The sequence below is a fragment of the Arthrobacter sp. JUb115 genome (assembly GCF_004365035.1).
Taxonomy (GTDB): Bacteria; Actinomycetota; Actinomycetes; order Actinomycetales; family Micrococcaceae; genus Glutamicibacter.
This window is the reverse complement of record NZ_SOBS01000002.1, coordinates 252915-276057: the sequence shown is the minus strand read 5'-3', so window position 1 is coordinate 276057 and position 23143 is coordinate 252915. Positions and strand designations below refer to the sequence as shown.

The following is a 23143-nucleotide window of genomic DNA, read 5'->3' as shown; positions in this document are numbered from 1 at the left end:
TGCAATTCATTGCATGCCACCATGGCTTTTGCCTAGCGAAAGGCCATCAGCTCCAGAGCGGTGCCAGTGACTTGTACAGCTGCTGTACGCCCAAGACGATGAACAGCGCAGCGGTAATCGCCAGTGCGGTGTTGGTATGCCAGCGGTTGGCCCATGCCTTGGGGATGCGCTTGCCGTTGAGCAGGCCCAGGAGGGTGACTGCCAGGAATGGCATGAACAGCGCACCGAGGACGCCATAGGCCAGAATCAGGGCAATTGGCTTGTCCAGCAGGAACAGCACCATTGGCGGGAAGGTCAGCCACAGGACATAGAACTTGAAGTACTTGCCGCCGGTCAGGGTATCCGGGTGGTTTGCCGGCTTCTTGCGCATATGGCCCCAGAAGTCGGCGAACATCAGGGAAACGCCGTTCCATACGCCGATGATCGACGAGAAGGACGCGGCCCAGAAACCAATGAGGAAGCCGTTGCCTACGACATCGCCGTATTCGGCCTTCAGCACGTCGCCCAGTTCCAGCAGGCCCTTGTCGCCACCGGAGATGCTCACGCCGGCGGCGCGAACAACTTCCGCGCCAACGATCAGCATGGCCAGCACGAAGATGCCGGTCATGACGTAAGCCATGGAGTTGTCGATGCGCATGACCCGCATCCACTTAGGGGTGTACCAGCCTTTTTCGCGCAGCCAGTAGCCGTAAGCGGCCAAGGTGATGGTACCGCCGACGCCGCCAGCCAACGCCAGGGTGTAGACCACGCCGCCTTCTGGGATCATCGGGATCAGGCCCTTGAGCATTTCCGGAATATTGGGCACAGCGATGAAAGCCAAGCCCACCACGGTTACGAACATGATGCCCACCAGTACAGCGGTGATCTTCTCGAAGAAGCTGTACTTTCCGAACCAGACCATCACGAAGCCCAGCAGGCCCATGATTACTGCCCAGATTTTCAGATCCACTGCCGGCATCAAGGCTGCCAGCGGCAATGCAGCGGAACTCATCGCTGTAGCGCCGTAAACGAAGCCCCAGATGATGATGTAGGGACCGAAATACCAAGTGGTCCACTTGCCCAGGGTCTTCCAACCCTCGAAAATGGTTTTGCCAGTTGCCAGGGTGTAGCGGCCGGCGCCTTCAACCAGAACAATCTTCAGGATCACGCCGACAATCACTGCCCAGAGCAGCGCATAGCCGTACTGGCTGCCGGCTACTAGTGTGGCAACCATGTCGGCGGCGCCAACGCCGGTCGCCGCAACGACCAGTCCCGGGCCAATGACTTTCCAGCGCGGCGGGCCGCCACCGTCTAGGTCGGCGCGTTGCGCCTGGATGTTTTCGCTCATTTGATTTTCCTTTTGCCACAGTGCGATGCCGCCGCGGAGTCGCATCGGCAGTGACGCGGACCACGGGGGTGTGAGATCGTATTCAATCTTGGTAGTGATCTTTCTTACTGGCAAACTCACAGTCAAGTACTAACACTTTCTTAGGAATGCAGTGACCTGGAGAACACTGCGTGCCCCGATTGGTAGAATTGAGCAGTTACCCATGGGCGCCGAGCCCGGATCTGAACGTCGAGGATGATGCCGTGCAGCTGTTGATCGTCGAAGACGACCACGCCGTCGCTCGCGCCCTGATCGATGCTGTGAGTGCCGCAGGCCATCAGGCCGAGCATGTCAGCCGCGGTGCTGACGCGCTCTTGAAGCACCACAATGCACAGATGATCCTGCTGGATCTGGGCCTGCCGGATATGGATGGACTGGAAGTCCTGCGCAAACTGCGCCAAATCAGTGAAGTCCCCGTGGTCATCCTCTCGGCGCGCAATGACGAGCGGAGCGTTGTCCGGGGACTGCGCCAGGGTGCCGACGATTTCCTGGTCAAGCCCATCGGGCTGGCGGTTCTTCTCGCACGCATCGATGCGGTGGCCCGCCGCGCCAAGGTCCAATCCAATGACAACGGCGGTGTGCTCATCGCCGGCGGATTGCGTGTGGACACCGGGAAGCACGAAGCAATTCTGAATGGACGGCACCTCCAGCTGACCGCCAAGGAATTCGAGCTGCTGGCATTGCTGGCCCAGCATGACGGAGCGGTGGTTACCAGGGAGCAGATTCTTGACCGCTTGTGGGGCGACGCGTTCGTGGCGGTGTCGCGCTCCCTGGATGTGCACCTCACCGGTTTGCGCTCCAAGCTTGCTGCGCCCGGGATGATCGTGAACGTCCGCGGAGTCGGCTACCGGCTAGAGACGCCAAACCCGTGAGGCTGCGCGTACTGGGCATCTTGGGCACGGCGCTGCTTGCAATCGTCGCCATCGTCAGCGCGATGCTGTTGCAGAGCGTCAGCCGTGATGCCACCGCTGAAGTCCAGCTGAACCGGTTATCGGCATTGAACCGCTTTGTCCAGCTTGCCGCCCATGCTGATCTGGCAAATGACATGTCGCTGCTCCAGCTGGAGATGGACACCTATAGCGACCTCTATGGCGAAGGGCTGCTGATCAATCTGGGCCAGCGGCAACTGGTCTCGGGCAGTATCGATCCTGCGGATCCCGAGGTCGCTGGCACCGTGCGCGATTCAGAGCTGAATCTGGGACTGGTCCAGATCCCGCCGATCGATCCTCTCTCGGATGCCACCGCCTTGCTCTCGCAGCCGTTCGGCAATTCCGCCCAAGTGCTCGGCTCTGTCACGATGCAAGTGAACTTGGAAACTGCACGCGCCAAGGTGCTGGAAAAGTCCAGCCTGCTGTGGCTTGTCGTCATTTCCATTGGCGCTGGACTCCTGCTCTTGGCCGACCGCCTGACCTTCTGGGTGCTCCGTCCGGTGCACCAGCTCAATGATGCCGTCAATGACATTGCGCGGCATCAGGCACCGGTTCTCCTCGAAGAGCAAGGCCCACCGGAACTGCGCCGGCTATCGCGGTCGCTGGGCAGCATGGCCCGAACTATGGCCGAGAGCCTGAAGCAGCAGCAGGAGTTCATTGCTGAAACTTCCCATCAGCTCCGGAACCCCGTTGCCGCCTTGCGGTTGCGCGTGGATCTTTTGAAGATGCGCATGGGCGACCAAGCGGATCCCGTCGGAGTGCACGCGGTGGAAAACGAACTGCATCGGGTGGAAACCTTGCTGGACGGCGTCATGCGCTTGGCCAGCGCCGAGCATCGGCTAGCCGAGCAAAATGCGGGGGAGTCCTTGCCCGAGACAGCCGTGCACGGCCAACAAGTCGACGTCGGGCAAATGCTCGCCGAGGAAGTCGAACGCCAATCCGAGGTTGCCCGGCAACGGGGAAACCAGCTGGTGCTCGATGGCAGTGCCACCTCGGGGCCGACCGCCATGGTGTGGTGCAACGGATTCGATTTGCAGCAGATGCTCGCAGAACTACTGGAAAACGCCTTCAAGTACGCCCCTGGCAGCAAGATCGTCCTGGGCCTGCGGCTCGATCCGGGAACTGCCAGCATCCAAATACAGGATCACGGAGCCGGAATGAACACTGCTGAACTCGCGAATGCAGGCGAGCGGTTCTGGCGTGCAGAACGTGTGCGGCACAGTCCGGGAACAGGTTTGGGACTGGCTATCGTGGATCGCTTGGCGCGCGCGAATGCCGGTGAGCTCACGCTTGAATCGGCTCCGGGCGAAGGGCTCAAAGCAACGATCAGCCTGCCCCTGCATGGCGGCAAGCCCGAGGTGCCCGATGAATCCTGAGCCCATGCCGTCGCGGCGGAACTTGCTTCGATATCTCCTGGCAGCCCCAGTCGCCGCCGGACTGCCAGTACTGAGTTCCTGCAGCTCGTTGCCCGCTGCGCATCGATTGGATATCGCCTCCGGTGAAGACGGGGGCATGTACTTCCAATTTGCCTCGTTGCTCTCCAACGCCTTGGTGGACCACGGCGTCGCCGAGCATTCCACAGCCCTCAACACCCAGGCCAGCGCCCAGAATCTGGCGATGCTCGCAGAAAACAAGGCCGGGCTGGCTCTTGCCCTAGCCGATACGGTGGACCAGTACCGGAAGGACAGTGCTCCACACGCGCAGCCGCTGGCCCTGGGCCGCGTCTACCAGAACTATTTCCATTGCATCATCCGCACAGCAGCCGGGATTAGCTCGCTGCAGGATCTGGCAGGACGCACCATCGGCACCGGCGCGCCAGGGTCAGGTACGTGGGTGACCGGCCAGCGCATATTGCGGGCAGCGAAGCTGAAGAATAGCGGGATCGCGCCCAAGGAGCTGCAGTACGGGTACGTGGCAGGGCTGGAGGCGCTGGGCAAGGGAAGCATTGACGCGTTGTTCCTTTTCGGCGGCCTGCCGGTTGCTTCGCTGAGCCGGCTCGCTTCAGCCATGGACTTGGGCCTGCTCGATGTTTCAGCGGTGCTGCCGCAGCTGCGCGAGCAGTACCCGGATCTCTACGACGGGGTAGTCATCCCGGAGGGAACCTACCGCGGAATCAAGTCCGTGGAGACGATCGGGGTTGGCAACCTGTTGATGGCGCGCGCGGACATGCCCGAGGAGCTGGCCGGAGCCGTCGTCAAGCTCCTGGTCGCCCATGCCGATCAGCTGGTGCCAGAATCCAGTGCCGGCATCCAGTTCTTGACCCCCGAAACCTTGGTCAGCACCGGAGGCCAGCCCCTGCACCCGGGCGCGAGGAAGGCCTACCAGGAACTTCACGGCTAGAAATTGCGCACGTGCGCACACGACGGTGAGGGCTTTGCCCACTAGTGTGTATTGCAAAGCACTGCTACGAGAGGATCATTGGCGATGTCCACTGCTGGCGACATTCCACTCATGGAAAATGAAGCCGTAGAGATCTGCAGGAAACTGATTCAGATCGACACGACGAACTATGGAGGCAACAAGGGCGCGGGGGAGCTTGAAGCCGCCCGCTATGTCGCTGGGCTGCTCGAGGACGTCGGCCTGGATACCAAGATCTATGAATCCGCTCCCGGGCGGGCCAACGTGGTCACCCGCATCCCGGGGGCCGATCCGTCATTGCCGGCCCTGGTCGTGCACGGCCACCTGGATGTCGTGCCGGCCATCGCCGAAGACTGGAGCGTGGATCCTTTCGGGGCCCGGATCATCGATGGGATGATCTGGGGACGCGGAGCGGTGGACATGAAGAACATGGACGCGATGATTATCGCCGCCATCCGGCACCTGCAACGCGAGAACATCACCCCGCGGCGCGATCTGGTCATCGCCTTCTTCGCCGATGAGGAAGCTGGCGGGGACTATGGCTCCGGCTGGATGGTGCAGAACCATCCCGAACTCTTCGCCGGGGCGGCCGAGGCCATTAGCGAAGTCGGCGGGTTCTCGGTCGAAATCAACGGCCGCCGGGCCTACATGCTGCAGACTGCGGAAAAGGGCATCGCCTGGCTGAAGCTGGAATCCAAGGGCATGGCCGGCCATGGCTCGCAGCTCAACACCGATAATGCGGTCACCCATCTGGCAGGAGCCGTCCATCGCATCGGTGAGCATCAATGGCCGCTGTCCTACACCAAAACCACCCGCGCATTGCTTGAGCAGGTGGCCGAGCTGTCCGGACTGGACTTCGATGAAGCCGATCCGGCCCCGCTGCTCTCGGCCATGGGCAATGTCTCGCGCTTCGTCGGGGCTACCTTGCAGAACACCGCGAATCCCTCCGCCCTGGAGGCAGGCTACAAGCACAACGTCATTCCCGGGCAGGCCCAAGCGCTGATCGACTGCCGCACCCTGCCCGAGCAGCACGAAGCCACCTTGCAGACCCTGCGTGAACTGGCCGGGGAACGCGTCGAGCTGTCCATGGTGCATGAGCAGGAATCCCTGGAGGTGCCCTTCGCCGGTGCGCTGGTGGATTCCATGATCGCGTCGTTGCTGGCTGAAGACCCGGATGCCGTGGTTCTGCCCTATATGCTCTCTGGCGGAACCGATAACAAATGGCTGGCCAAACTGGGGATCACCGGCTACGGATTCGCGCCGCTGCAACTTCCTGCCGAGCTGGATTTCACCGGAATGTTCCATGGCGTCGATGAACGCGTGCCGGTGGACTCGATCAAGTTCGGCGTGCGGGTGCTGCAAAACCTCTTGCAGGAATACTAGAACCAGCGTTGGCCCAGCCAGCACAACAGAATCCAGGAGCAGAATCCTTGACCATCGAATCCATACTGAGCGACGAGCTGCTTGAGCGTTTCCGGGACCGGGCCGCCGGCTATGACGAGTCGAACTCGTTCGCCATCGAAGACTTCAACGAACTGGTGGAACTGGGCTACCTCAAGGCGCTGGTGCCGGCAGAGCGCGGGGGACTGGGGTGGAACTTCCAGACCTTGGCCCTGGCCCAGCGCCGCCTGGCCACCGCGGCACCCGGCACGGCCCTGGCGATCAACATGCACCAGGTATGGGCGGGCGTCGCGTATTTGCTGCAGGCCCGCGGGGACCGGCGCCTGGATATGGTGGCCGATTGGATTGCCGAGGGCGAAGTGATGGCGTTCGGGATTTCGGAGCCCGGCAACGACGCGGTGCTCTTCGACTCGAAGACCAGGGCGAGAACTGCTGCCGATGGCTCGGTGGAGTTCAATGGCGTGAAGATCTTCACCTCGCTGGCGCCGGCGTTCACCCGATTGGGGGTGTTCGGCAAGGATGAGGAATCCGGGGAACTGGTTCACGGCTTCGTCGCCAGGGGCGAGGGCGTGCATTCCCTGGACGACTGGAACACCCTGGGCATGCGGGCCAGCCAGTCGCACACCACGAAGCTGGAAAATGCGGTGGCCCCGCGCGAATGGGTGCATAGCCGGCTGCCGGCCGGTCCTAACCAGGACCCGCTGGTCTTCGGCATCTTCGCATCCTTCCTGACCCTGACCGCAAGCGTCTACGTGGGCATCGCAGATCGTGCGGTGACCCTGGCTCAGGAGGCCCTGGGCCAGCGGGTGCACCAGGACGGGACCCGGTATGCGCAGGATGTGCGTGCCCGCGGGCTCTTGGCCGAAGCGGCGATGCGCCTGCTGGCCCTGGATGCCCTGCAACGCTCGGTGGCCGGTGACCTGGAGGCCAAGGCGGATCACCAGGGCGCGTGGTTCCCCAAGCTGGTGACGCTGCGCACCCTGGCCGGGGGCACTGCACGGGAGAACATCCAGGTTGCCGGACAGCTGCTGGGCGGTGGCGGATATTTCCGGGGATCGGAGTTCGAACGGCTCTACCGCGACGTGCAGGCCAGCTGGTACCACCCGTCCAATGCCGCCTCGGCAGCCAATACGGTGGCCTCGTGGCTGGTAGGCCCGCTCGACAGCTGAGGCAAGGACCCGCGATTGCCGTGAGGGCCAATGGCGGGCATGGTGCCATGTGCCCTGTTGCCGGTTCAGGGAGCCAGGGTGCTGCGAATGCGCATCACCCGGCGGCGCAGCCAGTACTTTTGGGCGCCGCCTTCATAGCGGCAGGTGCGCATGAGCTCCCATTTGCCGTTATCGGCGTGCTCCCGCAGGGCGGCGCGGGCGACATGCTTTGGTTCGCCCGGGAAAGAAGTTATGACCAGGTATTCAAAGCGCTGGTCATCGGGATGATGCAGCGGTGGCTTAATTCTTTCTTCGAGCATCCTGCCCCCTATCTAAAGAACGCCGTGCGTTGTAGCCTCATGCTATGAGTACTGAACCGAGTTTTGCACTGCAAGCATTTATTGCACGCCTGGAGCAGCACCTGGCAATTGTGTCGCAGAGCCGCGGTGCTGGCGAGGCATCCGTCGACGCGGCTTTTGGCGCGCTGGCCGATGCCTTCGAAGACTATGAAGACGCCCTCTACGATCAGTATTCCGAGTTATTGCCCTTCACCATACCCTCGGATGATGCGTGAGTACGACCACGGAGTGAATTTTTCCTATTCCGTGTTTCTGAGTCCGGATAGTCGCAATCGGTGAAGTAATGTCGAGGGGTGAATTGGTTTGAAGCAGCTTTCCTAGGATTGATCCAGGGCCTGACCGAGTTCCTCCCGATCTCGTCCTCAGCCCACTTGCGTATCGTTGGCGAACTCCTGCCCAACGCCCAAGACCCCGGAGCGGCATTTACCGCCATTACCCAGCTGGGTACCGAAACCGCAGTGATCGTCTTCTTCTGGCGTGACATCGTGCGGATCATCGGCGCCTGGTGCAAGGCACTGGCCGGCAAGATCCCGCATTCGGATCCGGATGCCAAGATGGGCTGGCTGATCATTATCGGCTCCCTGCCGATCGCGATCCTGGGCCTGCTGCTGGAAGACTACATCGATACGAACTTCCGTTCGCTGTGGATTGTTGCGACCACACTGGTGGTCTTCGGCCTGATCCTGGCCATCGCCGACCACTACGGCAAGCAGCAGCGCACCTTGGACAAGCTGACCGTCAAGCACGGCATCTTCTACGGTTTCGCCCAGGCCATGGCCTTGATTCCGGGCGTCTCGCGTTCGGGCGGCACCATCACCGCGGGTTTGCTCATGGGGTACACCCGTGAAGCCGCAGCCCGCTACTCGTTCCTGCTGGCGATCCCGGCGGTGTTCGCCTCGGGCCTGTACAAGCTGGTCAAGTCCTTCGACGAACCAGGTGTCTATACCCTGGCGCAGACCGGTGTCGCTACCGTCGTGGCCTTCGTCGTCGGCTTCCTGATTGTGGGCTGGTTCCTGAAGTTCGTTTCCACCCACTCCTACCGCTTCTTCGTCTGGTACCGCATCCTGCTGGGCCTGGCGCTGTTCGTCGCTCTGGGATTGGGCTGGATGGCCGCCTGATCCAGGTTTTCCAAGATGTCCGTGGACTGCTTCACGGGCATCTTGCAGTTAACGGGAATAAACCTCGCCTTGCTTCACTTGGAGTTAAAGGAAGAAATACGTCGCATCTGCGAAAGGATGTCCATAAGTGCACGCGTGGAATAACCCTGAGGTACCTCAGGTGGCTGGTTCAGCACCAACACTGGAACTTTTCAATACCGCCACCGGAGCCCGACAGGCCACTGCGCCAGCGGATGAAGCTATTGCGCCGGCCAGCATGTACGTTTGCGGTATCACCCCCTATGACGCCACCCATATGGGCCACGCCGCCACATATGTCACCTTCGACCTGGTGCAGCGTACCTGGCGCGATGCCGGTCGAACCGTGGCCTACACCCAGAACATCACCGACGTGGACGACCCGCTGCTCGAACGCGCCGCAGCAACCAACGTCGATTGGCGCGAACTGGCCGAGTCGCAGATCCAGCTCTTCCGCGACGACATGGAAGCCCTGAACGTCATTCCGCCGCAGAACTACATCGGCGCGGTGGAATCCATCCACTGGCTGGTCCCGGTGGTCGAGCAGCTGCTCGATGCGGATCTGGCCTACCGTGTGCCAGCTGGTGCCGATGGGGTGGAAGGCGACGTGTACTTCGACACCCTGGCCGCCCAGAACGATGCCTGGAAACTGGGTGCCGTTTCGAACTACGACCGCCAGACCATGCTCGGCTTCTTCGCCGAACGCGGCGGGGATCCGGATCGTGCCGGCAAGCGCGATGCGCTGGACCCGCTGCTGTGGCGTGCCGCCCGCGAGGGCGAGCCGTCATGGGATGGCGGCAAGCTCGGTTCCGGCCGCCCGGGCTGGCACATCGAATGCTCGGTGATTGCCCGCAAGACCCTGCCGGCCCCCTTCACCGTCCAAGGTGGCGGCTCGGACCTGATCTTCCCGCACCACGAATTCTCCGCGGCCCACGCAGCTGCTGGCGATAACGCGGAACTCGCGCAGACCTACGTGCACACCGGCATGGTGGGCCTGGACGGCGAAAAGATGAGCAAGTCCCTAGGCAACCTGGTGCTGGTTTCCAAACTGCGCGAAGCTGGCGTCGAGCCGGTAGCGATCCGCGCCGTACTGCTCTCCCAGCACTACCGCAGCGACTGGTTCTGGACCGAGCAATTGCTGGCCGCAGCCCAGCAGCGGGTGGCTGCCTGGCGCCAGGCCTTGGCCACCACCAGCACCGAGGACGCAGCCAAGGTAGTGGAAAGCATCCGCAAGCACATGGCAGATGACATCGATGCGCCCTCCGCGCTGGAGGCACTCGACCGGTGGGCTGCACAGCCGGCCGGCTCGAATGGCGACGGCGCCGAAGCGTTGCGCCACGGCATCGACGCGCTGCTGGGGCTCAAGCTCTAGGCAGCACCGCGCCAAGCATCCCGGGGTCCGGCTTCAGATATCGAAGTCGGACCCCGGGCTGTCTTTGCGGTACTTTCCCCGGCGGCGCAGATAGCGTTCGAATTCCCGGGCAATGGACTCGCCGCTGGCCTCGGGAAGCTCGCTGGTGTCCGTTGCCTGCTCCAGCTGTTCAACGTACTTGGCCACATCCGGATCCGCTGCCGCGAGCTCATCGACCCCATGCTTCCAGGCCAGCGCATCCTCGCGCAGTTTCTGGTCCGGCACGGAGACCGGGATGACTTCCTCCAGCAGCTCGATGATGGCCAGTTGCACCCGCGGGCTGGGGGACTGCGCAACATAGTGGGAGAGCTGCGCCCACAGCGACAGGCTCGGGATCCCGTACCGTTCGAACTCCACGCCGAGCACCGAGGGGATTCCGGTGGGCCCCTCATAGGTGGAGGCGCTGATCCTCAGGTGCTCCTGGAACCGCGGATCGTCGCTGGCCAGCGAGGTCGGCACCGGCCGGGTATGCGGCACATCGGCCAGCAAGGCGCCCAGGGTGAGCACGGTATGGGCATTGTGGGATTGGGCCACCTTGATGATCCGCGAGCAGAAGGTCTGCCATTTGAACGTCGGCTCGACACCCAGCACCACCAGCAGGTCGGCGGCCGCCTGGGGCAAATGGATCTTGAAGATCTCGGTGCACGGCCAGTCCACTACGCGCCCGCTCCCGGTGCGCCGGGTCTTGGGCCGGGTGAACTGGTAGTCGTAGAAATCGTCCTCGCCCACGGTGGCCACATGCTCATGGGCGTTGGACTCGAGCAGCAGGCGGACGGCGTCCGTGGCCGCCGAACCGGCGTCGTTCCACCCCTCGAAGGCAGCCAAGACGATGGTGGGGCGAATCTCATGCTGGGTCTTGGCGATATAGCTATTCAGCGTCGGGGCGTGGTATTCCTCGTTCATTGAAGACTCCTTGGCAGCACTCGATGCTCTCGGCGTGGCTCGCCGAAGCGGCTTAGCCCCACTCTTCCATCTAGAATGGACTCATGCCAAGCACCAGTTTTGACTTTGCCGCCGGAACCGAGCCCGCAACCCCGCAAGCTGTCCTGTGGGATATGGACGGTACGCTGATCGACACCGAACCCTATTGGCTGGCTGCCGAAGCTGAGCTGGTGGCTTCCCATGGCGGCTCATGGAGCCATGAACAAGGCCTGGCCCTGGTCGGCAACGCCTTGCCAGATGGCGCCCGGGCCCTGCAGCAGGCCGGGGTCAAGCTGGAGATCCGCGAGATCATCGACTGGCTCTCTGCCCGGGTGGTTGCCGGCATTCGCCGCGAGATCCCCTGGCGGCCAGGAGCCCGCGAATTGCTCGCGGCGTGCAAGCAGGCAGGCATCCCGCAGGCCCTGGTGACCATGTCCGAGCGCAGCATCGTCGATGAACTGATGCTCAGCATCCCCGAAGGCATCTTCCAGGCCAGCGTTACCGGTGAAGAGGTCGCCAACGGCAAGCCGCACCCGGAACCTTATCTGGCTGGACTGCAGCTGCTGGGCCAGTGCACCGGGAAAGAACTGGAAGCAGCCAGATGCATTGGTTTCGAGGATTCCGTGCCGGGCATCGCCTCGGCGTCCGCGGCCGGGCTGCATGCGGTGCTGGTCCCCAACGCCACCGACCCGGGCGAAGGCAATTGGCGCCGGATCGACAGCTTGGCATCCGTGGATGTACATGAAATGACTCGATGGTTGGTGCAGGTTAGCGCGTGAGCGACACTCAGGAAAAGTCCCCGGGAATCAAGCTGGGGCGTATCGGCGGCGTCCCGGTCTACCTCTCCAGCTCGTGGTTCATCATCACCGCGGTCATCACCTTCAGCGTTGGCATCCAGCTTTCGCGCGGCGGAATCATTCCGCCGCTGAACGCCTACCTGATGGGCCTGGCCTGCGCGGTGGCTATTGCCGTGGCCGTGCTGATCCATGAGGTCGCGCACGCGATGACCGCGCGCGCCTTCAAGTGGCCAGATGCGCACATCGTGTTGACGCTGATGGGCGGGCACACCCAGTTCGGTTCCTTCAAGGCCAAGCCCGGCGCCTCGCTCTGGGTGGCACTCTCCGGACCGCTGTCGAACTTCCTGCTGGCCGGAATCGGCTGGCTGGTGATCGAGAACGCGCCCATGGGCGTGTACCCGAACCTGCTGCTGGACTTCTTCGTCTATGCCAACCTGCTGCTCGGCGCCTTCAACGCGCTGCCCGGGCTTCCGCTCGATGGCGGGCGGCTGGTCGAATCGATCGTCTGGAAGGCCACCGGATCCCAGTTCAAGGGCACCATCGCCTCGAGCTGGGTGGGCCGGGCAATCGCCGTGGGCCTGGTCTTCTACTTCGTGATCTATCCTCTGGTACGCGGCGAGCAGCCCCAGATCATCACGGTGGTGGTCGGCATCATGGTGGCGATGTTCATGTGGCAAGCCACCACGCAGCTGATTGCGCACTCCAAGATGATGCTGAACCTGCCCACCGTGATCGCCACCGACTTGATGCGCCCGGCTTCGGCCATGGTTTCGCACGCAACCGTAGCCGACGTGCTCTCCCGCCAGAACGCTCGCGGGGGAGAGATCATCCTGGTCGACCCGAAAGGGATGCCGGTCGGGGTCATCGATGCGCAGGCACTGTCCCGGGTGGACCCGAACCAGGCGGCCCAGGTTCCGGCCCTGGCCGTGTCCCGTGCCCTGGGCCAGGGCGCGATCGTGGCCGAGGATTCCGATGGCCGCGCACTGATCGACTACCTGGCCAGCGTGGACAGCGCCGAATACGCGGTGATCAGCGCCACCGGGCAGGTGGTGGGCCTGCTGCACCAGCGGCAGATCGTCAACGCCGTCACCGGACGCCGCAAGTAAACTCTATACAGACTGAAAAGCACCAAGAAAAGGATCACATCAGTGAGCGAAGCTAAGAGCCAGGCGCCGCACGGCGCGGCAGCCCGTCGCGGCCCCTTCCGTGTCGGCGACCGCGTGCAGCTGACCGACGAGAAACGCCGGATCAACACCATCACCCTGCAGCACGGTGGAGAGTTCCACACGCACAAGGGCGTGCTGCCGCACGAGGCCATCATCGGCCTGCCCGAAGGCTCGGTCATCGAGAATATCGACGGCTTCCGCTACCAGGCCCTGCGCCCGCTGGCCAAGGATTTCGTGCTCTCCATGCCGCGCGGCGCCACCGTGGTCTACCCGAAGGATGCCGCGCAGATCGTGCAGTTCGGCGACATCTTCCCGGGCGCGCGCGTCGTCGAAGCCGGTGTCGGTTCCGGCGCGCTGTCCATCTCGCTGCTGCGCGCGGTCGGCGATGAGGGCTTCCTGCACTCCTTCGAGCGACGCGAGGAATTCGCCGATATCGCCCGCGGCAACATCTCCACCGTCTTCGGTGGCGAGCACCCATCGTGGCAGATCTCCATCGGCGACTTCCAGGACAGGGTCGTCGAGCTGGAAGCACCGGGCAGCATCGACCGCGTGGTCCTGGACATGCTCAGCCCCTGGGAATGCCTGGATGCGGTAGCTACCGTGCTGGCGCCGGGCGGCGTGTGGACCAACTACGTGTCCTCGGTGACCCAGATGTCCCGCGTGGTCGAGGCCATCCGTGCTTCGGGCCAGTTCACCGAGCCAGAGTGCTTCGAAACCCTGGTGCGCGGCTGGCACGTCGACGGCCTGGCTGTCCGCCCGGATCACCGGATGGTGGCGCACACCGCATTCCTGATCACCTGCCGCCGTCTGGCCGATTCCGCCGATGGCATCCCGAAAGCCAAGCGCATCAAGGAGCACTCGTACTCCGATGAGGACCTGAGCGCATGGACGCGCGATCACGCCGACGGCGAGTGGACCCCTGAAGCACTGGGCGAGCGCGGCTTGTCGGATAAGAAGCTGCGCCGGGCCGCCCGCGATGCCAACCAGTCCGTGCGCGTGCGTGCCGCTGAAGAAGACGCCGAAGGCGCTGGCGGCGAAGCCTGAGCTGCAACCATATATTGAGATATTGCGTCTCATTATGTGACATTGGGCCCCGAGTGTTCTGCACTCGGGGCCTTCAGTTCCTAGGATGGAAGCAAGACGGTGCGCCAAGCACCGGAAAAAACCTCATCAGGGCGCACGAACCGCCCCGGTGACGTTGGATGTTGGAGGTTGGAACGTGAACGATAATCGCGAGGCAGAACAATTGGCCGAGCGGCTGCAGATGACCGAACGCCAGGTCAACGTGCTGCGCGACAAGAATCGCAACCTCGACAAGCAACTCGCCGGGATCAGCGGCAATAACAAGCGCCTGGTGGCCCTGCTGGAAACCACCCGCGAGCAGATCATCAACCTGAAGTCGGCGCTGGAAAAAGACGGGGACACTCCCTTCAGCCACGGCACCATCGTGGCCAAGCACCCGCGCAAGCACCCCGAACCCGGGCTCGGCATCGAATCCACCGGCGCCCAGTCCGCAGATGTCATCTACTCCGGGCGCAAGATGCGCGTGGCCGTCAGCCCGCTGATGGATTTCGACAAGCTGGTCATCGGCCAGCAGGTGCTGCTCAATGAAGCACTGGTGATCGTCGCGGCCCTGGGATTCGAGGAGACCGGTGAACTGGTCACGGTCAAGGAACTGCTGGAAAATCACCACGCCGTAGTCATGGCCCGTGCCGATGACCAGCGCGTCGTTGAACTCGCTGGCCCGCTGCGCGAGATGCACCTGCGCGTGGGCGACCAGCTGGCCATCGACTCACGTTCGGGCATGGCGGTATCCCGCGTCCAGCTCACCGACATGCAGTCCCTGGTGCTCGAGGAAGTCCCGGACATTGCCTACTCGGACATTGGCGGGCTGAACTCGCAGATCGAAGCCATCAAGGACTCGGTGGAGCTGCCCTTCACCCACCCTGAGCTGTACCGCGAACACGGGTTGAGCGCGCCAAAGGGGATCCTGCTCTACGGCCCTCCGGGCTGCGGCAAGACCCTGATCGCCAAGGCGGTGGCGCACTCCCTGGCCCAACGTGTCGTCGAGCGCAAGGAAGGGGCCAGCAACCGCAGCTACTTCCTGAACATCAAGGGTCCGGAGCTGCTGGACAAGTACGTGGGCGAAACCGAACGGCACATCCGCCTGATCTTCGCCCGCGCCCGGGAGAAGGCGCTGCATGGAGATCCGGTGGTGGTGTTCTTCGACGAGATGGAAGCGCTGTTCCGTACCCGCGGCACCGGTGTCTCCTCGGATGTGGAAACCACCATCGTGCCGCAGCTGCTGGCCGAAATTGACGGCGTCGAGCGCCTGGATAACGTGATTGTCATCGGCGCGTCCAACCGCGAGGACATGATCGACCCGGCGATCCTGCGTCCGGGACGCCTGGACGTCAAGATCAAGATCCGCCGTCCCGATGCCGAGGGCGCCACAGAAATCTTCAGCAAGTACCTGACGACCGAACTGCCGCTGCACGCCGATGAGCTCGATGCCGATGCCGGGGATGCCGGCGCCACCATAGCGCGCATGATCCGCGGAGCCGTCCAGGCAATGTACTCCACCGAGCGGATCAACGAATTCCTCGAAGTCACCTATGTTACCGGTGCCACCGAAGTGCTCTATTTCAAGGACTTCGCCTCGGGCGCGGTCATCCACAACATCGTGGACCGCGCCAAGAAGCATGCCATCAAGGCGCTGATTACGCAGAACGAGCGCGGACTGAAAATGGAGTACCTGCTGCGTGCGGTGCGCGAAGAGTTCGCCGAGCACGAAGACATGCCCAACACCACCAACCCCGATGATTGGGCCCGGATTTCCGGCCGCAAGGGCGAGCGGATCAGCAACATCCGTTCCCTGGTCCAGCAGCAGGCCGGCAAATGAGCGCCCGTCGCCTGGTCGGCCTGGAAACCGAATACGGAATTATCCGCCCGAACATGCCCAAGGCCAACGCCACGGTGCTTTCGGCGCAGATCGTTGACGCCTACGCGCAATTGGTCGCCGAGCAGGATTCGGCGGCCAAGGCAGCACGCTGGGACTACAGCGACGAATCCCCGCTGCAAGATGCGCGCGGATTCGCCATGGACCGGGCCCAAGCGCATCCGAGCCAGCTGACCGACCTGGAGCCGGGGCTGGACGACGAGGGCATCTGGACCGCCGAATCCATTGCGCTGGATGGCAACGACGCGCATCTGGGTTCAACGCTCTACCAGGAGAAGGAATCCACGGATGTCGTGATGAACATGGTCCTGGGCAACGGCGCACGCCTGTACGTCGACCACGCCCACCCGGAATACTCCAGCCCCGAATCGATGACCCCGCGTGATGCGGTGCTCTGGGACCAAGCCGGCGATGAAGTGATGCGCCGCGCCGCGGCCGCCGCCCAGCGCCTGGGCAGCGGGGAACTGCTGCTGTACAAGAACAACACCGATAACAAGTCGGTCTCCTACGGCTCGCATGAGAACTACCTGATGCCGCGCGGCATCGAGTTCTCTTCGATTGTCCGCGGGCTCACCCCGTTCTTTGCCAGCAGGCAGATCTTCTGCGGTGCCGGCCGGGTGGGCCAGGGCATGCTCAACGAGCGCGCCGCCTTCCAGGTCTCCCAGCGTGCCGACTTCTTCGAGGCGGAAGTGGGCCTGGAAACCACGATCAACCGCCCGATCATCAACACCCGCGATGAACCGCACGCGAACTGGGACAAGTACCGCCGCCTGCACGTGATCATCGGGGATGCGAACCTCGGGCAGATCTCCACCCTGCTGCGCGTGGGCACCACCAACTTGGTGCTCTCGCTGATCGAAGCGGGGATGGCCCCGCAGCTGGAACTGGTCGAGCCGGTCCTGGCCTTGCAGCAAATCAGCCACGACCCCACCCTGAAGGCCAAGGTGCGGTTGCGCGGCGGGGTCCAGCTCACCGCCATTGAAATCCAGCGCCATTACCTGCATGCGGCAGAAAACTACTGTGCGGCACGCGGCATTGATGATCCGGACACCACCGAGATCCTCAGCCGTTGGGCGCAGATCCTGGAGTTGCTCGAGCGCGACCCGATGGACGCGGCAGACCAGATTGACTGGATCGCCAAATACCAGCTGGTCAACGGCTTCGCCCAGCGCCACCAGCTTGAGCTGTCCGATCCACGCGTGGCGATGCTGGACCTGCAATGGGCTGATTTGCGGACCGACAAGGGCTTGTACTACCGCATGGCCGAACGCGGGGCCATCCAGAGGATCTTCAGCCAGCAGGAGATCAACCAAGCCGTGGCCAGCCCGCCGGAAGATACCCGGGCCTACCTGCGCGGCATGACCCTGCAGCGCTATGCGCCCTACGTGGTCGCAGCGAACTGGGATGCGTTGTCCTTCGCCGTCCCCGGGGCGCGCAAGATCAGCCGCTTCCACATGCCCGAACCGCTGGGCGGAACCCGTGCGCAGGTTGGCGAGCTGTTCGACACGCAGCTGGAGATTGCGGAATTTATCGACGAATTGGCCAGGCGTCGCTAATCGGCGCAGAATAGGTATGAGTCTCGGCGCGTAATTCCGGGATTCACGACGACTTAGGAGAAAACGATGACTCAGGAAAGCTTCTCGGCCCGCCGCAGCATCCAGAACCAGCAGGCCGAAACGGAACAGGTCCAGGTGAACACCACCGGCCAGTCCGCCGGCGTGGATGACCTGCTGGACGAGATCGACTCGGTGCTGGAATCCAACGCTGAAGAGTTCGTCCGCGGATTCGTGCAAAAGGGCGGCCAGTAAGCCCCAACGGGCACACAGCTTTGGAAGTCGTGTTCTGGCCAATATGGCGGAACCGCAGTTGAGGGGAAGTAGCTTCGCGTGGATCGCAGAATCTTTGGTCTGGAAACCGAATTCGGGCTGAATTATGTCCCGTCGGATGGGCGCCGGCTCACCCCGGAGGATGCCGCACGGCACCTGTTCAAGCCGGTAGTCAGCTGGGGGCGCAGCTCGAATGTGTTCCTGGAGAACGGCTCGCGCCTCTACCTGGATGTGGGCTCGCACCCGGAGTACGCTACCGCGGAATGCGACCAGCTCAAGCAGCTGATCGCCCACGACCGCGCAGGGGAGGCGTTCATGCTGGACCTCGTTGACCAGGCAGAGGACCAGCTGGCCGAGGAAGGCCACGAAGGCCGGATCTACATGTTCAAGAACAATGTGGACTCCGCCGGGAACTCCTATGGCTGCCACGAGAACTACCTGATTCCACGCAAAATCGAGTTCAAGCGCCTCGCTGACATGCTCATCCCTTTCCTCGTCACCCGCCAGCTATTGTGCGGTGCCGGGCATCTGATCACCGATGAAGAGCAGACCAAGTACGTCTTCTCCCAGCGCGCCGATCACATGTGGGAGGGGGTCTCCTCGGCCACAACGCGCTCGCGTCCGATCATCAACACCCGCGACGAGCCGCACGCAGATGCCGAGTACCACCGCCGTCTGCATGTCATAGTGGGCGACTCGACGATGAGCGAAACCACCCAGCTGCTCAAGATCGGCGCCACCGACCTGGTGCTGCGCCTGATCGAATCCGGGGAAATCTACCACGATCTGCGACTGGAAAACCCGATTCGCTCCATCCGCCAGATCTCCCACGATTTCACTGGCCAGACCGTGGTGCGGCTGATGGGCGGCGACGAGCCGACCGCACTGCAGATCCAGTGGATCCTCTTCGAATCCGTCAAGGAATTCATCGTCCGCCACGGCGCGCACCACGACCAGGTGGATACCGTCCTGGAATTGTGGGAACGCACGCTGAACGCAGTGGAAAGCCAGGACTTCTCGCTGATCGACCGGGACATCGACTGGGCGATCAAGCACAAGCTGCTCACGGGCTATGCCCAGAAGAACTCCCTGGAGCTCTCGGCGCCACGGATCGCGCAGCTGAACCTGACCTACCATGACATCGACCCGCAGCGCGGCCTGTTCCACCTGCTCAAGCGCCGCGGCCTGGCCAGCGCAGTCGTCTCCGACGCTGAAATCAATCAGGCTGTGAACAACCCGCCAGCCACGACACGCGCGGCACTGCGAAGCAAATTCATTCGCGCCGCCCGCGCCAATGGGCGACGCTATAGCGCCGATTGGGTCCACATGAAGTATGAGGATGGCCCGGGCGGAATTGTGCTGTGCAAGGACCCGTTTGCAACCACCAATTCACAGATTGACGAGCTCATTGAGCTGATGGGCCAGCAGCTTTAGCTAGCTGGAAACAAGTATTTACACAGCAAAAACCTCTAAGCTGGACGCAGATCATTACGGGCCTTGCTCTGTGCAGGCCCGCAATGCATGACCAGCTAGTCCAACCGGAAAGAAGATTCGTGCGAAAAGTTTTGGCAGTATGCGCCACCGCGTCCATCCTTGCCCTGGCGTCCTGCGGTTCGGGTTCGTCATCCCTGAGCGGCATCGACGTCAAGCCAGCAGAAGATAGCAAGACCGCACCTGAGGTCAAATTCGATGCGCCGCTCCTGACCGAAAAGTCAGAAGCAGTCACCGTGGTGGAGGGCGAGGGCTCCGACATCAAGGAAGGCGACACCATCCAGATCCAGTCGGGCCTGTACAAGACCATCGACGGCCTGCTGACCAATGAGAACTTCACTGCTGATCCGGCTCCCATGAAGGTTGACGAGACGCTCAAGGAGCAGATGCCCGAGCTCTACGAAACCCTGCTGAAGTCCCAGATTGGCGATTGGATCGCTTATGCAGCCATCGAAGGCGTGCAGCAGCCGGACGGGTCCATTGCCGAACCGGCCGAAGGCTCGCGTGCCGAACGGCTGATCGTGATCAAGATTGCGGACTCCAAGAGCCCTAGCCAGACGATGGGCAAGGAAGAAGTCCAGCAGCTCAAGGACGACGGCAAGCTCCCCACCGTGAAGACCGGCAAGGGCGATCCGCAGATCACCATCCCCAAGGACACCGAAGCCCCGGCAGGCCTGGCAGTGGACGTCCTTGAAGAAGGCGACGGCCCAGCCGTTGGCCAAGCGTCCAAGGTCACTGCCCACTACCACGGCGTGCGCTGGGAGGATGGCAAGAAGTTCGACGGCAACTTCGGCAACGAAGAAGGCTTCGAAGCCGATATGGCCGGCGGAGTCATCCAGGGTTGGCTGCAGGGCTTCCAGGGCCTGAAGGAAGGCAGCAAGGTCTTGCTGACTGTCCCGACGGACTTGGCCTACGGTGAAACTGCTGAAGCCCAGGGGCGTCCTGCAGGACCACTGGTCTTCTACGTAGAATTAGACAAGGTAAGCGAAAGCAAGTAACAGAAAGGCCGTGACTATGTCGTTCGGAGAACGCAACTACGACCGCACCAAGCCGGAGATCGATTTCCCGGGCACCGACGCTCCTGAAGAACTGGTCATCACCGACCTGGTCGAGGGAACCGGCGCCGAGGTCACCCCAGGCACCACCGTTGAAGCGCACTATGTAGGCGTTGCCTGGTCCACCGGCGAAGAGTTCGACTCTTCCTGGGGCCGCGGGCAGACCCTCGACTTCCCAGTGGGTGTCGGAATGGTTATCCAGGGCTGGGACCAGGGCTTGCTGGGCATGAAGGTCGGCGGCCGTCGCCGACTGGATATCCCATCGCACCTGGCCTACGGCGAGCGTGGCGCCCCAGGCGCCATTGCGCCTAACGAAGCACTGATTTTCGTTGTGGATCTGATGGGCACCAAGTAATTCCAAGTGCTGGCAATGGCCCCGATTAAATAATCGGGGCCATTGCTGTCCCAGAAGTCATCCTTATCGGCGAAAGTTGGTTAGTCTAGGCACGTGAGCACAAAGCAATCCCCAGGACCCAGCAAGGCAGAACGCCTGACCAGCCTCATCTATGCGCTGGCAACTAAATCACGGAAGTTCAACGCCGACCGCATTGGATCCTATTTGGTGCCAGGCGGTACCAAGGAGACCCGAGAGAAGGCGCTGGATCGCCTCAAGGACGATATCCGCAATGACTTCGGGCTGCAGCTGGACAAAGAAGTAATCGACGATGTTACGTACTACAGCATCGACACGACCGAGTGGTTCTTGCCGCCGGTGGAATTCAGCCCCGCAGAAGCCGGCCTGGTCGCATTGGCCGCGAGCCTTTGGAAAGACACCAAGCTCCAGTCATTGGGGCTCAATGCCGCGGCCCGAGTCACCGGCCATGATGGCGTGGCCTCGCCGGTCGCTCCGTTGGCCGGCTCATTGGTCCCACGCCTTTCCATGGATGAACCGAACTTCCGCGAATGCGCCCTGGCAGCCTTCAACCGCAACACGCTCAAGTTCGCCTATACGTCCTCTGGCGGTGCGCAGAGCGAACGGATTGTTGATGTGTGGGGGATCGGGCAGCGCTACGGCAACTGGTACTTCACCGGCTATGACCACACGCGGAAAGATACCCGTGTCTTCCGCCTCTCGCGGGTTCAGGGCAAGTTCACGAATTACCGGCATGGCGGCGCTAACGCCGACGGGCAGTACCACGCCCGTCCCCAGGATTTCGACACGACCCAGGTCTTGCAGGATTTCGACCTGCAGAATCCGGGACTGGTGGCAACGGTGCGGCTCTTGGGCGATGAAGCAATCCCGCTGCGCGCCCAGGCAGTAAATGGCCGCAGCGATCAGGACGAGCTGCAGATCGGCTATGCGGATCCGCATTCATTTGCCCAGCAGCTGGCAGCTTATGGTCCGGCCGTGAAAGTCCTGGGACCCTCCGAACTGGTGGCCCAGGTGCGCCGGATCCTGCGCGACGCGCGCAGCTCCCAGACCAGCCAGGGCAACCAGGATGCCTACGCAGAGGTGAAGTTCCGTCCGCATCGCGCCACCGGCCGTGGCACCACCACGACTCAGGTCATGCGAAATATCGACATGATCCAGTATGTGCACGCCCATGGTGCCGTAGAAATAGAAGCGCTGGCAGAACGCTACTCCATGAGCGTTGCCAAGGTTCGTGAAGAGCTGGCCATGATCATGATGTGCGGTGTCCCGTACGGCCAGCATGACGAACTGATCAACGTCAATGACGGCGACGTTGAATCCGATACCGTTACGATCTCCAATGCAGCCCTGCTGGCCGAGCCGCAGAAGCTGGCGCCGCTGGAAGCTGTAGCCGTGCTCGGCGGGCTCAACGCCCTGGCAAGCATTCCCGAGTTCGAGCACCAGCAGGTGCTCGATGCGGCACTGGCCAAGGTGAATTCCGCGGTGGCCCGTTTTGACGGCTGGAGCGGGGCGCTGGGCTTCGCACTGTCCAAGGCGCGCGAGAACGATATTCCGCAGCAGCTGATTCAGGCGATTCGTTCCCAAGACGTCGTGCGCATCGATTACTACTCGGCCCGTTCGCGAACTCACCAGGTTCGCGATGTGGAACCGATCCGGCTCATTGAAGACGGAGCGGTGCAGTACCTGCGGGCTTGGTGCCGAAAGCGCCAGAGCCTATTAACTTTCCGGGTGGACCGGATGTTAAGTGTGGAAACTGCCGGTGAACAATTCGAGCTGGCGGTTCGGCATGAAGACCAGCAAGATGTCCAGATCCGGTATGCCTCCAGCGACGATGACTTAGAGGTCATGGTCTATGTAGACGCCGAGATCTTGCCGGCTATCGAAGCTTTCCATCCTCTTTCCTGGTCCACGGGAAAGGTCGGTACCGGGTATCTGGCTAATGTCCGGTTCTCGGATCACCAGGTAGCTGCGCCGCTCGTGGCTCGCCATAGCGGTAAACTGACTGTGGTCTCTCCTGACGCTACGCGCGAACAGGTAGTGAACTGGTTGGACGAGGCTATCGCAATGTATGAGGATTAATAGATGCTTCCTTGGTGGTTTTGGGTACTTTTGTGGACTGTGCTCGTTTTGGCGACAATACTTGTTGCGGCACTTGCCGGCTTCCGTTTGTTCAAACGGGGAATGGCTGTCGTCGAGGGCCTGGGCGACGCTGCGGATCACATCAGCGCCGGTTTAAGCCAGGAGGGCACCGTCGTCGAGTACGCTGCGAACCCTCGTCGCTACCCGCACGGAACCGATGCCACGCACGCGGATCCGGAGAAGATCAAAAAGCTTCGCGATAAGGGCAAAGCTGAAAGAATCGAGGCGCGTCGAGTTCGTCGCGTCGCACGTCGCGCACAGCGCGGCCAAGCTCAGAACATGCGCGATCTTGGCTTGTTCTGACGTAG

At 62.4% G+C, this 23143-nt stretch carries 22 protein-coding genes; 19 read left to right on the top strand and 3 right to left on the bottom strand.

What is annotated here, in order from left to right; translation table 11 throughout:
* Positions 1-46: 46 nt before the first annotated feature.
* On the bottom strand, positions 47-1327 hold the full coding sequence (locus tag EDF61_RS04460) for an Nramp family divalent metal transporter (protein ID WP_133833386.1): 1281 nt from the start codon (positions 1325-1327) through the stop codon (positions 47-49).
* A 242-nt stretch (positions 1328-1569) separates the two neighbouring features.
* On the opposite strand from EDF61_RS04460, the gene EDF61_RS04455 reads away from it, so the two are divergent.
* From EDF61_RS04455 to EDF61_RS04435, 5 genes are all read left to right on the top strand, one after another.
* Positions 1570-2238 (top strand): response regulator transcription factor, encoded by a 669-nt coding sequence (locus tag EDF61_RS04455; protein ID WP_133833501.1) that lies wholly within the window; start codon positions 1570-1572, stop codon positions 2236-2238.
* Positions 2235-3671 (top strand): sensor histidine kinase, encoded by a 1437-nt coding sequence (locus EDF61_RS04450; RefSeq protein WP_133833385.1) that lies wholly within the window; start codon positions 2235-2237, stop codon positions 3669-3671. The genes EDF61_RS04455 and EDF61_RS04450 overlap by 4 nt, the downstream gene beginning before the upstream one ends.
* Positions 3568-4635: a TAXI family TRAP transporter solute-binding subunit gene (locus EDF61_RS04445; protein ID WP_133833384.1), complete on the top strand. Its 1068-nt coding sequence runs from the start codon at positions 3568-3570 to the stop codon at positions 4633-4635. The genes EDF61_RS04450 and EDF61_RS04445 overlap by 104 nt, the downstream gene beginning before the upstream one ends.
* An 84-nt stretch (positions 4636-4719) precedes the next feature.
* Complete coding sequence (locus EDF61_RS04440; protein WP_208294228.1) at positions 4720-6036, top strand: M20/M25/M40 family metallo-hydrolase; 1317 nt, start codon at positions 4720-4722, stop codon at positions 6034-6036.
* Between the two features lie 47 nt (positions 6037-6083).
* Positions 6084-7223 (top strand): acyl-CoA dehydrogenase family protein, encoded by a 1140-nt coding sequence (locus EDF61_RS04435; protein WP_133833383.1) that lies wholly within the window; start codon positions 6084-6086, stop codon positions 7221-7223.
* 65 nt (positions 7224-7288) lie between these two features.
* On the opposite strand, the gene EDF61_RS04430 is transcribed toward EDF61_RS04435, so the two are convergent.
* Positions 7289-7522 carry a DUF5703 family protein gene (locus EDF61_RS04430; RefSeq protein ID WP_105657828.1) on the bottom strand — a complete coding sequence of 78 codons (234 nt, stop codon included), beginning with the start codon at positions 7520-7522 and terminating at the stop codon, positions 7289-7291.
* 44 nt (positions 7523-7566) lie between these two features.
* On the opposite strand from EDF61_RS04430, the gene EDF61_RS04425 reads away from it, so the two are divergent.
* The 3 genes from EDF61_RS04425 (at position 7567) to mshC (ending at position 10069) form a co-directional block, all read left to right on the top strand.
* Positions 7567-7776 carry a hypothetical protein gene (locus tag EDF61_RS04425; RefSeq protein ID WP_105657829.1) on the top strand — a complete coding sequence of 70 codons (210 nt, stop codon included), beginning with the start codon at positions 7567-7569 and terminating at the stop codon, positions 7774-7776.
* Between the two features lie 78 nt (positions 7777-7854).
* Complete coding sequence (locus EDF61_RS04420; protein WP_105657830.1) at positions 7855-8679, top strand: undecaprenyl-diphosphate phosphatase; 825 nt, start codon at positions 7855-7857, stop codon at positions 8677-8679.
* A 127-nt stretch (positions 8680-8806) separates the two neighbouring features.
* Positions 8807-10069, top strand: coding sequence for a cysteine--1-D-myo-inosityl 2-amino-2-deoxy-alpha-D-glucopyranoside ligase (mshC, locus tag EDF61_RS04415; protein WP_133833382.1), 1263 nt, complete (start codon positions 8807-8809; stop codon positions 10067-10069).
* A gap of 33 nt (positions 10070-10102) precedes the next feature.
* On the opposite strand, the gene EDF61_RS04410 is transcribed toward mshC, so the two are convergent.
* Positions 10103-11011 (bottom strand): PAC2 family protein, encoded by a 909-nt coding sequence (locus tag EDF61_RS04410; protein WP_133833381.1) that lies wholly within the window; start codon positions 11009-11011, stop codon positions 10103-10105.
* A gap of 83 nt (positions 11012-11094) precedes the next feature.
* Between EDF61_RS04410 and EDF61_RS04405 the strand changes: the two genes are divergently transcribed.
* The 11 genes from EDF61_RS04405 to EDF61_RS04355 all read left to right on the top strand — a co-directional run bounded on the left by EDF61_RS04405 (position 11095) and on the right by EDF61_RS04355 (position 23138).
* Positions 11095-11808: an HAD family hydrolase gene (locus EDF61_RS04405; RefSeq protein ID WP_133833380.1), complete on the top strand. Its 714-nt coding sequence runs from the start codon at positions 11095-11097 to the stop codon at positions 11806-11808.
* The gene (locus EDF61_RS04400; RefSeq protein WP_133833379.1) at positions 11805-12932 is read left to right on the top strand and encodes a site-2 protease family protein; all 1128 of its coding nucleotides are present in this window, start codon (positions 11805-11807) and stop codon (positions 12930-12932) included. Before EDF61_RS04405 ends, EDF61_RS04400 begins: the two co-directional genes overlap by 4 nt.
* 42 nt (positions 12933-12974) lie before the next feature.
* Positions 12975-14036, top strand: coding sequence for a tRNA (adenine-N1)-methyltransferase (locus EDF61_RS04395; protein ID WP_133833378.1), 1062 nt, complete (start codon positions 12975-12977; stop codon positions 14034-14036).
* Positions 14037-14256: 220 nt separating this feature from the next.
* The gene (gene arc, locus EDF61_RS04390; protein WP_166650701.1) at positions 14257-15894 is read left to right on the top strand and encodes a proteasome ATPase; all 1638 of its coding nucleotides are present in this window, start codon (positions 14257-14259) and stop codon (positions 15892-15894) included.
* On the top strand, positions 15891-17507 hold the full coding sequence (gene dop, locus EDF61_RS04385) for a depupylase/deamidase Dop (protein WP_133833377.1): 1617 nt from the start codon (positions 15891-15893) through the stop codon (positions 17505-17507). The genes arc and dop overlap by 4 nt, the downstream gene beginning before the upstream one ends.
* A gap of 66 nt (positions 17508-17573) precedes the next feature.
* A complete protein-coding gene (locus EDF61_RS04380; protein WP_133833376.1) occupies positions 17574-17759 on the top strand; it encodes a ubiquitin-like protein Pup in 186 nt (61 codons plus the stop codon).
* Between the two features lie 78 nt (positions 17760-17837).
* Entirely contained in the window at positions 17838-19211 is a 1374-nt protein-coding gene (gene pafA, locus EDF61_RS04375; protein WP_133833375.1) for a Pup--protein ligase, read from the top strand.
* Between the two features lie 119 nt (positions 19212-19330).
* Positions 19331-20266, top strand: a complete 936-nt coding sequence (locus tag EDF61_RS04370; protein WP_166650694.1) for an FKBP-type peptidyl-prolyl cis-trans isomerase — start codon at positions 19331-19333, stop codon at positions 20264-20266.
* 16 nt (positions 20267-20282) lie between these two features.
* Positions 20283-20678 (top strand): FKBP-type peptidyl-prolyl cis-trans isomerase, encoded by a 396-nt coding sequence (locus tag EDF61_RS04365; protein WP_013348985.1) that lies wholly within the window; start codon positions 20283-20285, stop codon positions 20676-20678.
* A 93-nt stretch (positions 20679-20771) separates the two neighbouring features.
* Positions 20772-22775: a helix-turn-helix transcriptional regulator gene (locus tag EDF61_RS04360; protein WP_133833373.1), complete on the top strand. Its 2004-nt coding sequence runs from the start codon at positions 20772-20774 to the stop codon at positions 22773-22775.
* A 102-nt stretch (positions 22776-22877) separates the two neighbouring features.
* Complete coding sequence (locus EDF61_RS04355) at positions 22878-23138, top strand: hypothetical protein (RefSeq protein WP_133833372.1); 261 nt, start codon at positions 22878-22880, stop codon at positions 23136-23138.
* Positions 23139-23143 lie beyond the last annotated feature (5 nt).